The following is a 14,154-nucleotide window of genomic DNA, read 5'->3' as shown; positions in this document are numbered from 1 at the left end:
TTTCAAAGTTTTGGGCACTGGTGCCGTCGAGCAGGGTCAGGTGAGTGTTGACTGTACCGTCAAACAGCAATGCCGTCGCTTGGTCCGAGAGATCTAAGGACAGCAGGTCATTGCCAGAACCGCCATCCAGGGAGTCAACCCCAGGCCAGCCATCAATGGTATCATTCCCCGCCCCGCCCAATAGGGTGTCGTTGCCACTGAAATCGGTCAGGAAATCATCGCCATCTTCACCATTGATCAAATCATTGCCTGCGCCCCCAGAGAGAACATCTTGACCTGCAGCCCCATCCAGGAAGTCGTTATCCGCACCACCTATCAAGGTGTCATCCCCTGATCCGCCGACGACGCTAAACACCTCAAAGTTGCTTGCGGTGGTACCGTCCGCTAGTGCTAAGTGAGTGCTGGCCGAACCATCAAATAAGATCCCACCTACTTTGTCGTAAAGGTTCAAAATCAGCAGATCGTTGCCATCCCCACCATCCAGAACATCAATTCCAGTGGAGCTTTCAATGGTGTCGTCTCCGGCATCACCGTTGAGGGTATCATTGCCACTCAAATCCGTCAGAAAGTCGTTATTATCACCACCGACGAGCACATCATTGCCTGCGCCGCCATTGATCTGGTCATTGCCAGCGTCGCCGCTTATGGTGTCATCGCTGGCATCAAATTGGGCATCATTGAGCATGTCATCGCCGGCACCACCGAGGACGGAGTCATTGCCGAGTCCCCCATTCAGCGTGTCATTGTTGCCGCCACCCAAAAGGGTGTCATCGCCCGCACCCCCCACTACGTTGAAGGTTTCAAAGTTTTGGGCACTGGTGCCGTCGAGCAGGGTCAGGTGAGTGTTGACTGTACCGTCAAACAGCAATGCCGTTGCTTGGTCGGAGAGATCTAAGGACAGCAGGTCATTACCAGTGCCGCCATCCAGGGAGTCAACCCCAGGCCAGCCATCAATGGTATCATTCCCCGCTCCACCCAATAGGGTGTCGTTGCCACTGAAATCGGTCAGGAAATCATCTCCATCTTCACCATCGATCCAATCATTGCCTGCGCCCCCTGAGAGGAAGTCATTGCCGTTGCCTGCATTGAAGGTGTCATTGCCCTGACCACTTAATAAGGTGTCGTTGCCGGTGGTGCCTGTAAAGTTTGTGCTGCCTGCAAAACTTGAAAAATCAAAGGACTCAAAGTTAGAGACTGTGGTGTTGGGAATACCTTGTAATTGGTTGAGGGGGCTGGTTAAGTCCAGTATCACGCTATCGGTCGTAGCTCCATCCGTCAGTATCAGGGTGTCAATGCCATTCCCGGCATCAATCACATCGTCCTGTTGCAACTCCGAGACACTAGCATTGAGGGTATCGTTACCATCCCCCAGGCTGATCTGATCTTGCAGGGAGCTGGTGGAAACGTTTTCGCCAAGGGAAGAGCCCGTGAACAGGTTGTTGATTTCAAAGATCGCCGTAGTGCCGCTGATTTCATTGGCAACAATCAGAAGAGGCACGCCATTGGAGCTATCTGCCGCTGAAACAAAGATCAACCCCTCTGGCCCCAAATCACCGCCACTGTCCGCACCGGGGACTTCGGTAAAGTCGCGGGTGTTAATGTATGTGATGTAGGTGGGAGCCAGGGGATTTGTGACATCGTAAACGACTACGCCACCGACCCGTTCTTGACCGATAAACGCATAGGTGTGACCGTCGATCTCCCCGAGGGCAACCCCTTCTGGTTCGGGGCCTTTATTATCACTGCGGTTATCAGCGGTGTTACTGGTGGAGTCGGCATTGAAGTGCGCCGGATCGGCCAGGGCGGTCAGGGTTTCCAGATCGTCGCCACTGTCAAAAATCAAATTGCCATTGGCATCCCAGATCGAGAAGGAGCGGCCCCCAAAGCTATAGAGTTGGTCGTAGTCGCCGTCCCCATCCGTATCTCCCTGGGTGGAGGTGACGTTCAGCCGTCCCAAATCGTTGTCTCCCTGAAGTCCGGTGGCTGGATTGCTGGGATCCAGGGTCAGGTCTTTCACCCGTTCCTCTTCTGAAAACCCTACATAGTCTCGAGCATCCCCTTCGTTGGCCGTGACCAAGTAGGTTTGCCCATCTACCTCATAGGAGGCGATCGCATCGGGTTGATACATACCCAAAACCGGTTGGGGGCTGATATCAATCCCATCCTTATCGCTGGCATCTAAGCCATTACCGGGTTGGCTATAGTCCTTGTAACCGAGGGCAACAATATCGGTGAACTCCCCGGTGGTTAGATCTAGAATTCCCAGGGCATTGTTTTCCTGAAGGGTGACGTAGGCGGTTTGACCATCGCTAGAGACTGAGATGTACTCCGGCTCCAAATCTTGGGCCACTGTAGCGCCGGGGCCAAAGATGCGAACGCCCTCAGCTGTTAGCGTTGCTAGATCGTCGTTGAAATCCGTAAAAGCTGCGGTGGTTACGGTTGCACTGGCAACACCACTGGAAATATCAATGATGCTGACTGAGCCTTCGGGATCAACCGAGTCCGCCTGTCCGTAGCTATTGGGTTCCCCTTCGTTGGCAACGAGAATCTTGGTGCCATCAGGGGTAAAGGTGAGCATATCGGGCAAGGCTCCCACGGTCACTGACTGAATCGGAGCATCCGTTGCACCCAAGTCAGCGTCGAAGAACTCCACCGTACCAGGGAGGGTTTTATCTGCATTCTCGACGGCGACGACGACAATTCCATTCTTAACGGCAACACTGTTGGGTGATCCTCCGGCGGTCACTGCGGCAATATCAATGGTGAAGAGGAAAACAGGGTTGGCAGGATCACTCAGATCCAACACATCGATACCTTCCGCGGCACCATTGACGACAAAGAGTCGTTCGGATGCAGAGTCAAATGCCGAAATTTCTGCTGCTCCCTGATCGAAAACGCCAGTGCTGTAACCACCCACCTTGGTCAGGTTAATCCCATTCATGATGTTCCCTCTTCTGTGAGACCTTTCCGGTAAGGGATTTTACAAGAGTTAGATGAGCAACCTGTGTCTGGAGCAAAACATGGGTTTGCGGCTCATAGAACCTCCGGAAGTAAACACGTTAGAATCAGTGAACTTTCCCTGGCTGTGATTCTGTATTCGTTGTTGCTCGCATCGCTTTATGACATCCATCTTGACCCCTCCTGTCCATCTGGAATCTGTGCAGTTTAAGTTGTCTGGACTGCGAACGTTGATGGCAGCCCATGGGTTAGAGGGGTATCTGATCCCCTCCGCCGACGAACATCTCAACGAGTATGTACCGACTTCTAAGCAGCGTCGATCTTGGCTCAGTGGGTTTACTGGCTCGGCGGGAGATTGTTTGATCAGCTCAGACCAGGCCTGGTTATTTGTGGATGCTCGCTACTATCAGCAGGCAGATTTAGAAGTTGATCCAACGCTGATTCAGGTTTGCAAGCTGGAGTTATCTGGGCATAAAACCCTCTTAGAAACCCTGGAAAGCTTGGGTTACGAATCCATGGAGAAGGGGAAGAGTTTCGGGATGGGATTTGATCCATTTACCGTATCGGTTGAGCAAGTTCGCGCCTGGGAACGGCAGTTGGAGCCTACTGGGGTCGAACTGATACCCATCCCTGGCAATCTCGTGGATCAGGTCAGAGCCGATCAGGGCGCTGATGTTCCTCCCGACGATACGTCCCCTGTTTTTGCCTTGCCAGCGGCGATCGCTGGGGAGGCCTTCGCCACTAAACTTCAGCGGGTGCGAGATGCTTTAAAGCAGGCGAAGGTGGGTTTATTGCCGATCACGAAGCTGGATCAAATTGCCTGGGTGTTTAATCTCCGGGGCTGGGATGTGCCCTACAACCCAGTGTTGATTGCCTATGCGGTAATCACCCTGGATGCTGTCTTTCTGTTCACTAACCTGCAACGGCTTGATCAGCAGGTGCGCCAGACTCTGCAACCCCTAGTGACGCTGTTGCCCTATGAAGCCTATCCCGCCACGTTGCAGAAATTGACAGCCCAACTTCAACCTCCCCGGGTGCTGGTTGATCTGAAGCAAACTACCCTGGGCACTTACCAACTGCTTACCCCTAAGGCTGGGGCGGATCAGGTAATGCTGAAAATTGTGGAAGCTGTCAACCCCATTGAGGGGATGAAGGCCTGTAAAAACACCACTGAAATTGCCCAAATGCAGCAGGCCAACCTCAAGGCCAGTCGGGCTAAAGTTCGGACTTTAAAGTGGATAGCCGATCAACAAATCACCGGCCAATCGATGACGGAAGCAGATGTCGCGGTGGCGATCGCTCAATTTTATCGTCAGGAAACTGAATTTCAAGGCTTGAGCTTTCCCCCGATCTCGGCGGTGGGAGCCAATAGTTCCATTGTTCACTATGGCACCCCTGATCCTGAAGTGGTGTTGCAACCGGGCTGCTGGTTACTGCTGGATTCCGGTGCCCAATACTTGATGGGAACCACCGATGATACCCGAACCCTGGTCATTGGCGACCCCACCCCCCGGCAAATTGCCTGCTACACCGAAGTCCTAAAAGCCCATATCAATTGTGCGATGCAGCGTTTTCCCAAGGGCACCACTGGAATTCAACTGGATGGAATTACCCGCGCTGACCTCTGGCAGGCAGGGTTAGATTATGGTCACGGTACGGGTCATGGCGTCGGTGCCTTCTTAAATGTTCATGAAGGGCCGAATGGGATTAGCAAACGTGCCCAAGAGCCATTGGTGCCAGGGATGATCAACAGCATTGAGCCGGGTTACTATGAACCGGGCTGGGGGGGTATTCGCTTAGAAAACCTCTATGTGGTGCGGGAGCTAACCGTCGAGGCAGTTGGTCATTCAACCCCAGTACCCTGGTATGGCTTTGAACCTCTGACCTTCATTCCCTTTGAGCCACGCTTGATTGATCTGGAACAACTGGAATCGCGGCAGCGGCAATGGCTAGGGGATTACCATGCCGCCGTGGTCGCCCAGCTCACTCCCACCCTAACGGCGGATGAAGCGGCTTGGTTGCAAGCTGCCTGTCGACTCTAAGGGTTCCCGGCTGCCGACGTCAAGATGGTTGTATCCAGCGGTATAACCCTTGGAATCAGCCCACGATACCTTTGGGGATGTGTCCTGCCTAGCTCAAAATCTGGGCAATCATCCGATTTGCCTGAGCTTCATAGCTCCCCCCAAACAGATTGAAGTGATTGAGAATGTGATAAAGGTTATAGATCACCTTCCGGTGCTGGTAGCCTGTCTCTAAAGGAAAAACAGCCTGGTAACCCCGATAAAAATCTGGGGGGAAGCCGCCAAATAATTCGGTCATTGCCAGATCGACTTCGCGATCGCCCCAATAGGTTGCTGGATCAAACATCACCGGTACGCCTGTCACCGTCACCGCAGCATTCCCTGACCACAGATCCCCGTGGACAAGGGAGGGGTGAGGCTGGTGATGGAGCAGATTGGGAAGGGCGGTCAAAAGCGCTTCAGATTGGGGGAACTGTACCCCCCCGTCTCCGGGCAAGCTGGAATTGATAACCCAGGCGGTGACGGCTAAAAAACGCCGCCCAGTTGCTGTCCCAGAGATTGATCTGGGGTGTGGTGCCAATGGTGTTGGCAATCTCCCAGCCAAAGGCATCGCTGCCCCGGATCTGGTGGAGGGCTGCCAAGGCTCGACCCATGGCTTCCCAGGCAGGGAGCTTACCCGCCCCTAAGTCCAGCCATTCCAGAACCAGATAGCTGGAATCAGCCGCCACTCCCCAACAGATAGGTTGGGGAACCCGAATCGTCTGCTGTTGGTAGATCTGATGGAGACCACGGGCTTCTGCGGCAAACATCGCCAGCTGCTGCGCTTGGTTCAGTTTCACAAAGTAGGAGCGATGGGAGTCAGCCAATTGGTAGGTCTGATTAATACATCCCCCCGCCACGGATCGTGGAACCAGGGTTCCCAACCGTTTCCCAGTGGTGTGACTAATATGATCCGCAATGCTTGTCCACATAATCCCATGACTCAAGCAGGCTGTGGCCTGACAATCACTACCCCATAGGCATCTGGGGATAAATAGGTCTGAGCCGCTGTCTGTAAGTCTGCGGCGGTTAGTGCCTGAATCTGTGCCGGATAATCCAACGCCGATTCCAACTCTCCCATCAGGGCATGGTAATAACCATACAAATTGGCGCGATCGCTGGGGGTTTCATTGCCAAAGACAAACCGATTTACCACCTGGGTGCGCACCCGGTTAATCTCGGTAGTACTCACAGATTCTGCTTGTAAGCGGCGGATCTGTTGCGCGATCGCCGTCTCCACCGTTGCCAGATGCTCGGTGGGCAACTGGGCAGCGATATAAAACACACCCTGAGCCACATGACTCATATTGCTGGCCGAAATGCTAGAGACCAACTGCTGATGCTCCCGCAAATCTTGAATCAGGCGGGCTGTGCGTCCATGTCCCAAAATTGAAGCTAGAACATCCAGGGCATAGGTCTGCGATTGTTGCTGCAACCCTGGTACTCGCCACACCATCACCAAGCGAGCCTGTTGCAGGCTATCATCCACCCATTCCTGACGCACAATCTCCCGAAAAGCCGGTTCCACCCCTGGCTGATCCTGGGGACAAGGGTGAAGTCTGGCCCCATCGGTGGGTTGCTGCACCCCGTCGATCACGGTTTGAATTAAGGTGTCAACCGGTAAGTTACCTACCGCCACGGCTGTCATCCCTGAGGGCTGATACCAGGTGTGGTGGAAGGTGCGCATCTGTTGGGGAGTTAACTGGTTAACGACGGCGGCGGGACCCAACACCGAACGCCGGTAGGGGAGGCGCTCAAAGGCGGTCTCAATGGCTCGTTGAAATGTCCGCCGCCGTGGGTTATCTTCAGAACGACGAATTTCTTCCAGTACCACTAAGCGTTCTCGCTCAAAGGCTGCCTCTGGAATGCTGGCATTCAAGACCACATCCATTTGCAGGGGAGCCAGTTCCGCAAAATCTTGGGGAGCTGTAGTGATGAAGTAGTGGGTATAGTCCTGACTGGTGGCAGCATTGGTGACCGCACCTCGCTCCTCAATCAGTCGCTCAAACTCACCACTAACTAGTTGGGGAGTGCCCTTAAACACCATGTGTTCTAAAAAGTGAGCCATGCCGTTGATGGTGTCTGACTCTACGGCTGAACCCACGGGTAACCACAGACTGAGGTTGACAGCATCCACCGGAATCTGCTCGGCAATAATGGTCAGACCATTGGCAAGTCGGTGCAGGGTGGGAGTATTCAAGCAAGGAATCGAGGATGGGATCAATGCTGCGGACATAGAAAGACCTCTGGCACCAATGACAATGAGCGATAAACAGGTTGTGCCTGTTCCCAGGACTTAGAAAGAGGTCTATTGCCACTGAGAGTCGCGTCCTTGCTTTATTTTAACTGCCATAATGAAAATTTATGATAGTGGGCATGAGGTGCAGGCAAGCAGCATGAGGATAGGCATTGTTGGTCTGGGATTAATGGGAGGATCACTGGCCTTGGATCTACGACCCTTGGGGCATGAAATTCTGGGGGTGAGTCGGCATCAACGCACCTGTGAACAGGCGATCGCCCTGGGAATGGTGGATGCCGCGAGCACCGATCTGGCTCTGTTGACAGCTGCAGAGGTGGTGTTCCTCTGCACCCCACTGGCAGCCCTGGAGCCCACCGTGGGTCAGTTAGTTCCCTATCTGCATCCGGAGACGATCCTGACAGATGTGGGGTCAGTCAAAGCCCCGATCGTTGAGGCGATCTCCCCTCTGTGGCCCAACTTTGTCGGGGGACACCCCATGGCAGGTACCGCTGAAAGTGGATTAGAGGCTGCCCAGCCCCATTTGTTTGTGGGTAAACCCTACGTCCTAACTGCGATCGCCACCACGCCGGAAATCGCCATCACCACCATTGCCACACTGGTGCAGCAACTTCAAGCCCATCTGTACTACTGCCTGCCCACTGATCATGACCAAGCCGTTGCCTGGATCTCACATTTGCCAGTCATGGTCAGCGCCAGCCTGATTGCTGCCTGCTGCAACAACGCCGATACCAAGACACTGAAACTAGCTCAGGCACTGGCGAGTTCGGGATTTCGAGATACGAGTCGGGTGGGCGGCGGTAGCCCCGAGCTAGGCGTGATGATGGCTCGCTTCAATCGGCACCAACTCCTGCATACTCTTTGCGCCTATCGCAACCAACTGGATCAATGTATCGCCTGGATTGAGCAGGAAGACTGGGGTAGCCTAGAAAGCCAACTGCATCAAACCCAAGAAGCAAGGCCCCAATTTCATTCAGCACTAAGTTGATTCGACCCAGCCCCCACCGGATTGAAGCTAAAGAAAACCTTAAGCAAATTTATTTTTCTTCACAAGACTCTACATTCATATTAAGGGGTAAGCATAAATACGCATTGCCTCTGATTTCAGCACTGATTTTGTAGCCCATGCTGGTAATCCCAGCGGATTAATTTAGATTTCGTTTAATATGCAGAGGATAAATGCAGCAGACCTCCTGGCTGAGTATGCTAGGGGTCGGCGAAACTTCAATGCCATCGATTTAAATGCCGCCGATCTATTTGAAGCAAAACTTCCAGGTATTAATTTTCAAGCGGCAAACCTGTCTCAGGTCTACTTGCCCTATGCAAACTTAAACCAGGCCAATCTCTCTCAGGCAAACCTCCAGTCAGCCCAACTGAGTGCAACCCAGCTTTATCGAGTGAATCTCTCTCAGGCCAACTTGCAGGGAGCTGATCTCTCCCGTGCTAACCTGCGTCATGCCAATTTACAGGGGGCTGATCTCTCAGGAGCCAACTTGCATGGAGCCGATCTATACAGTGCAGATCTGAGTACTGCCAACCTGAAAACAGCCGATCTCAGCCAAGCCAACCTAGAGAATGCCAACCTCAGAGACACTCAGTTTGCTGGAGCTAATCTCGCCCGAGCACGGAAAGCTGACCTAACCCAGGCATTTCTAGACGGGGGAACCATCCATCCAGATGGGCACCGAGGAGACGGAATCAAGTTATAGCAGCACAACTAGAAATCGAAATCAGCGGGGAGAAAAATTGACCCCCCTGCTGTTTTAGGTTAGCGTGGAACCGCTGCAGGAGGTAGTTGCAGTTCGTCAGAGTCGCAAAGTGCAGATTCATCGCAGTCAAATGCACCGTGTCTACTGGTTTTGAATTGTCTTACATTTCACTTTTCCATGGGTTCCCAATAAATTAATCATCTAGAATGGAAACGGTGTGAGGATATATATTCAGATGCATAGATCGCATATTTAAGTTTGGAGCGGATAGAAGTTCTAGTATTTTATGAACACATTTTTTAGATAAGTAGCAGTATCTGTAACAGGAATGGCATACCTCTGTTTAATCGATCAATGGAGCGATGAGTTACTAACAAAAAAAGGCGGAAACAAATATGAAACTATACACCTAGATTTAATAAGTCTGCTTATATATACCAGTCCTAAGTCAGTTGTAAATTTTGATTCTTTCTGGGTGAGGATTTTAGGCTAATTTAGTTTGCGACTTATTTAGGATTGCTATAGAGTTTCGTCCGTTTTAATACACATCATGGTAACGCTAGAATTCTCTCAATGAAAAACTTCAAAATGCTACACCTTGAAGTTTAACTCGCAAAATCTAATTATTTAATAAGCCTCTTTTCCCATACTTCTGTCTTGCATGACCAATTCTGGAATCAGCTACAGATCTCTTGTTTAATCTTATACTAAGAGAGTAATAACGCTATCTCAACGCTTGACAACCCCAGTATTCTAGGAAGGTAACATGCAACAAGATAGAAGCAGAACCCAGGCATACTTCAACTCAAGAGTAATAAATTCAGACCTTTTGTTGAGAATGGAATCAAGAAGGATTATGCCTAATCTAAATCTTGTAGTACTAAAGAAGCTTTAGTGAGTGTCTGGAGAAGAATTTTAGGGAGGCTGTACTTCCTCAGGATCTGAGTCTATAGATTTTATCTAGGTGAAAATCGATAAGCTCTTTAGAGTTTATAACTTGTATTTTAAGCATCTAAGTATTAACCTCTGAATCTTGCGGGCTATCATACCCTCCTAGCCATTTTTTAATATCTTGCATGCGTCAGATGCTATATAACAAATTTCGCGAAGATCTTGTAATCACAAAAACCATACAAAAAGATGGTCATACCCCACTCTATTTGGTTAAAGATCCATTAACCAATGAGGTATTTGAGTTTGGCGAAGAAGAGTATTTTTTGTGTGAAGCAATTGATGGAAAATCTTCGCAATCAGGAATTTCCAAAGAATTTTATCGCCGCTTTAACTTATCACTTTCCGAAGAAGATTTAATTAATTTCTTCGATCAAATTAATTCATTTGGCCTCCTGACATCGTCTGAGAATAATCATGTTATCTCCCCGTCAATATCAAACAATACTCATCGCTCAACATTCACGAATGATCACCAGATACCACCTGTAGAAAGTAGGTTATTAGAATCTAATAATAGTAGTCATAAACTAGCTGTCAGTCCTGAAAAATTAATTGCCAAGAAAAGCAATAACCTTAAATGGTTTCTGCCAAATCCACATCCATTTCTCAGTTTTGCATTAGGAATTCTCAAGCCTTTTAGGTATGGCTTTATTATATTGGCGTGGAGCTTGGTTCCTTGCTCATTGATTGCTATTTATACATTTTTCAACAACAAATTATTGGTTTCTTTGAGCATACAACAATATTTAGCCCCATTGCCTTGGATAACTTTGCATTTATTAAATATGGCATTTGTCAATATGACAAGCAAGTTTTCTCAAGGAGTCATTGTTACTTATTATGGAGGTGAAGTTAAAGAATTAGGCGTAAAGTTGGCATTTGGAATTATGCCGCGATTTTATATTGATAGGCAGTCAGTATATAAATTGAAGAATCGTGATCAGCAATTGTGGGCATTTGCAACACCAATTGCAGTCCGGATGTTCCTATTTAGCTTTGGAATCTTTCTATGGTACTCAAATTTTGGAGCACCCACCTCTCTGAAGGTTTGGGCTCTGTCGCTAGCATACATGGGCTTACTTGACTTCCTCTTTGACAGTAGCCCTCTCTGGCCATCTGATGGCTATGGCTGGATTATTTCATACTTCCGCCTGTCGCCGACCTTAATTAAGCAAAACCGGCTTGTGTGGGACATGATGGTTAGCCGACGAGCCCTTCCTAAACAGCTAAGCCTTTGGAAAAAGCTGCAACTTCAAATATTCCCCCTATTAATGATTATTTCCTGGGGATATTTGGCATTTAAAGTTGCACACGAAATGGTCAAGGATATAACTCCTGGCATTCTGAGCCAAGGGGCTGTTGTAGTTCTAGTTTCAATTCCTTTTATTATAACGTTCCGTTGGTGGTTGAATACTGCTTTTAGAACAGTTCTGGAAGATCGCCAATCCTCAATTAAATCGCAATCCGCTCAGAAAAATTCCGAAGAATTAGTTCAATTTTCTGCGCCGGATAAAAGAGGAGGATTAGCGTCAGTGATGAAACTTCCTGGTAAAGAGAAGCTGACTAACTTTCTAGCAAAAAAATGGAAAACACTTTTGATATTAGCTGGCATCACTGTACTGTTTTTGTACCCTTATCAGTCCCGTCCAGGAGGGGTAGTCGAGCTTCTACCTCCTACCCAACAATTGATCCAGGCCCAGTGGGACGGTCAAATTTCCCAAGTCTTCTTCAAGGGTGGAGATGGTGTGCTGATTAAAGCTGGCACAGTGATTGCTACCATGAAAGCCCTGGATCTTGAGAGCAAAATTCAAACAACCCAGGAAGCCATTAAAGCTCAGCAATCAGACTTGGCTGCAAAACAGTCAAAACTCAATAAACTATTAAATACTCCAAGACCTGAAGATGTCGCAATCGCTCAAGAGCAAGTTGCGAATATAAAGCAGCAAGTTGAGGCTGCTCGTCAAATGGTGGAGGTGACTCGAGCTAAGTTTCAAACTGAAAAGAATAAGGCCATCTTTAGTGTTCGAGAAGCGAATCGTTTTAAAGAGTTGTATGACCAAGGGGCCACTTCGTTACAAGTCTATGAAAATGCAGAGAGCAAGGCACAGACTGATCAAGATAATGCTGATGAAAAGCAACAGAAGATGTTACAGGATCAACAAGATGTTTTAGTTAAGCAACAGGCTTTAGCAGAATCTCAAGCTAATTTAGCAAAGGTGATGGCCGGACCCTATCCCGATGAAATTGAAGCAGCCCGTCACGAGACTGAAGCAGCCCGAGCTGAATTACAAAAGTTAAGACAAGAATTGAAATACTATCAGGAGCAAGAAAAACAGACAACCTTTTTAATGCCCTTTACTGGTTATCTTGATACACCCTACCTAGATCAAAAAATTGGCAGTTATCTCAAAAAGGGAGAAACCTTCGCAGTCGCCGAAGATAATCGCAATATTCGAGGCGAGATTAATGTTCCAGAATATAACATTGGAGAATTTGATATCGGTGGCTCTGTGGAGATAAAGTTACTTGCATATTCAGATAAGCCCATTACAGGGAAAGTTATTTCCATTGAGCCTACCGCTTCTTCAAGCTCTACCAATTCATCCACATCTTCTGTTACTTCAACAACATCAGAGTCTCCTGCTATCACTCCGGAGCGATTTGTTGGAGTAATTATTGAAATTCCGAATTCTAAGCAGTTAATCAAAGCAGGAATGTCAGGTTATGCAAAGATCGAAGGAAGACAAATGCCACTTATCATTGCCTTTACTCGCCCAATTATTCGTTTTGTACAGGTTGAGATTTGGTCCTGGCTTCCATAGAAAAATTGGGAGAAAACTGTTTAACCTAGGAGGGTTGAACGTTAGCTTAAGGCTAAGAAATTGGGTCGCTTTTGTTGATTATGTGTTTTACGTTAGGTGCCAATCAAGCCACTTAATGCGTCTGCTCTCAATAAGCGAGGCTTTAAAAGCGCTCCAAAGGCCAAATGGTAAAACTTTACCATCAAGATTCAACACTTTTGCCTATAACCTAGTGATACCGAAGAGACGGGACGGCAATGAAAGTTATTCTTCTTGGAAACGCTGGATCAGGCAAAAGTACCCTGGCCAAGAAACTCATGGCAAAGCAACTCGCTGCACGCTTGTCGCTGGATGAAGTGGCGTTTCAATGCGGCACGGAAAGACGCTCTTTGCAAGACAGTCTCGCTGATGTGAAGCGTTTTATTGCAAATAATGAAAGCTGGATAATTGAAGGCTGTTACGCAGATATTGTTGAGCCAGTATTGCCGTATTGTGAGGAGCTCATCTTTCTTAACCCTGGGGTTGAGGCATGCATAGCACAGTGCCGCGCGAGGCCCTGGGAACCGGAGAAGTTTCCCTCCAGTCGCGAACAAGACGAGAATTTGGAGAATCTGATCGAGTGGGTTCGCTCTTATGAGATCCGCGAAGATGAATACGGACTCCGCAGTCATCGGGCACTCTTCGACTCCTTTCAGGGCAAAAAGCGTGAGTTTAATCATCCAAATCAATATGGATCGGTATCATAACCAGCTGCTACGCACCGTCGCTGAACCGGAGCATTAGCTGAGACATCTGTCCTGTGTCAAACCCTTGACTGCTGATCTAGCTTTTGCAGGCTGACGGTGACTAAAATCTCCCCGTCCCTCGGTGGGGGCTGAGAAGAATTACCGCTGTTCCCATCAAACACAGCCCTACGCCGAGCCAGTCTCCCTGATCCGGTTGAGTCCCTTCAATCAGCCACAACCATAAGGTTGACATCAGAATGTAAACTCCGCCATAGGCAGCATAGGCTCGGCCTGCCTGGGTGGTTTCTGTATAGGTAAGCGCCGTAGCAAAGATGACGAGAGCTATCAATCCTGGCAGCAGCCAAAGCACACTATTGCCTAGGCGCAGCCATCGCCAAAAAGTGTAGCAACCGGAAATTTCCGCCAGCGCCGCGATCGCAAAAATCAGCAGAGATTTCATGGAGGTTTGTCCTGTGCAACGGATCAATCAACTGGATCGACATAGGATGCGGCACGGATGCCGATATCCTTAGACTGTGGGATTAGTTCTGAATCCCATCCGGTTGACAGGATGTTTCAGATCCTTACCTAGCTGCCGTCAAGATAGCTCTCTGCTAACAAGTTTGGCTCCGACCGCCGCAGTTTCTGCTCACTCAGCAAAGGCTGTCAGCACTGATAGTGGCCAGCGAG

General features: G+C 49.2%; 8 protein-coding genes and 1 pseudogene. 5 read left to right on the top strand and 4 right to left on the bottom strand.

All coding sequences use genetic code 11. From position 1 onward, the window contains the following. A partial coding sequence (locus tag DO97_RS23830; RefSeq protein WP_193365068.1) for a choice-of-anchor I family protein occupies window positions 1-2,941 on the bottom strand: 2,941 nt, incomplete at its 3' end. Window positions 2,942-3,119: 178 nt separating this feature from the next. On the opposite strand from DO97_RS23830, the gene DO97_RS09330 reads away from it, so the two are divergent. Beyond that, complete coding sequence (locus tag DO97_RS09330) at window positions 3,120-5,000, top strand: aminopeptidase P family protein (protein ID WP_036532687.1); 1,881 nt, start codon at window positions 3,120-3,122, stop codon at window positions 4,998-5,000. 88 nt (window positions 5,001-5,088) lie between these two features. Here the strand turns inward: DO97_RS09330 and DO97_RS30990 are convergent. Further along, window positions 5,089-5,950, bottom strand: a pseudogene (locus tag DO97_RS30990) (fructosamine kinase family protein). 11 nt (window positions 5,951-5,961) lie between these two features. Further along, window positions 5,962-7,254: a M16 family metallopeptidase gene (locus tag DO97_RS09320; RefSeq protein ID WP_036532684.1), complete on the bottom strand. Its 1,293-nt coding sequence runs from the start codon at window positions 7,252-7,254 to the stop codon at window positions 5,962-5,964. Window positions 7,255-7,372: 118 nt separating this feature from the next. Between DO97_RS09320 and DO97_RS09315 the strand changes: the two genes are divergently transcribed. The 4 genes from DO97_RS09315 (at window position 7,373) to DO97_RS09300 (ending at window position 13,485) form a co-directional block, all read left to right on the top strand. Continuing rightward, window positions 7,373-8,263 carry a prephenate/arogenate dehydrogenase gene (locus DO97_RS09315; protein WP_275574984.1) on the top strand — a complete coding sequence of 297 codons (891 nt, stop codon included), beginning with the start codon at window positions 7,373-7,375 and terminating at the stop codon, window positions 8,261-8,263. A gap of 178 nt (window positions 8,264-8,441) precedes the next feature. Continuing rightward, on the top strand, window positions 8,442-8,984 hold the full coding sequence (locus DO97_RS09310; protein WP_036532681.1) for a pentapeptide repeat-containing protein: 543 nt from the start codon (window positions 8,442-8,444) through the stop codon (window positions 8,982-8,984). Between the two features lie 1,076 nt (window positions 8,985-10,060). After that, window positions 10,061-12,760, top strand: a complete 2,700-nt coding sequence (locus DO97_RS09305) for an HlyD family secretion protein (protein ID WP_036532678.1) — start codon at window positions 10,061-10,063, stop codon at window positions 12,758-12,760. Between the two features lie 236 nt (window positions 12,761-12,996). Beyond that, window positions 12,997-13,485, top strand: a complete 489-nt coding sequence (locus tag DO97_RS09300; protein WP_036532676.1) for an AAA family ATPase — start codon at window positions 12,997-12,999, stop codon at window positions 13,483-13,485. A 100-nt stretch (window positions 13,486-13,585) separates the two neighbouring features. Here DO97_RS09300 and DO97_RS09295 read toward each other — a convergent pair whose 3' ends face one another. Then, the gene (locus DO97_RS09295) at window positions 13,586-13,924 is read right to left on the bottom strand and encodes a YnfA family protein (protein ID WP_036532674.1); all 339 of its coding nucleotides are present in this window, start codon (window positions 13,922-13,924) and stop codon (window positions 13,586-13,588) included. Window positions 13,925-14,154 lie beyond the last annotated feature (230 nt).

The sequence above is a fragment of the Neosynechococcus sphagnicola sy1 genome (assembly GCF_000775285.1).
Lineage (GTDB): Bacteria > Cyanobacteriota > Cyanobacteriia > Neosynechococcales > Neosynechococcaceae > Neosynechococcus > Neosynechococcus sphagnicola.
This window is presented reverse-complemented; position numbering and strand designations above follow the sequence as displayed.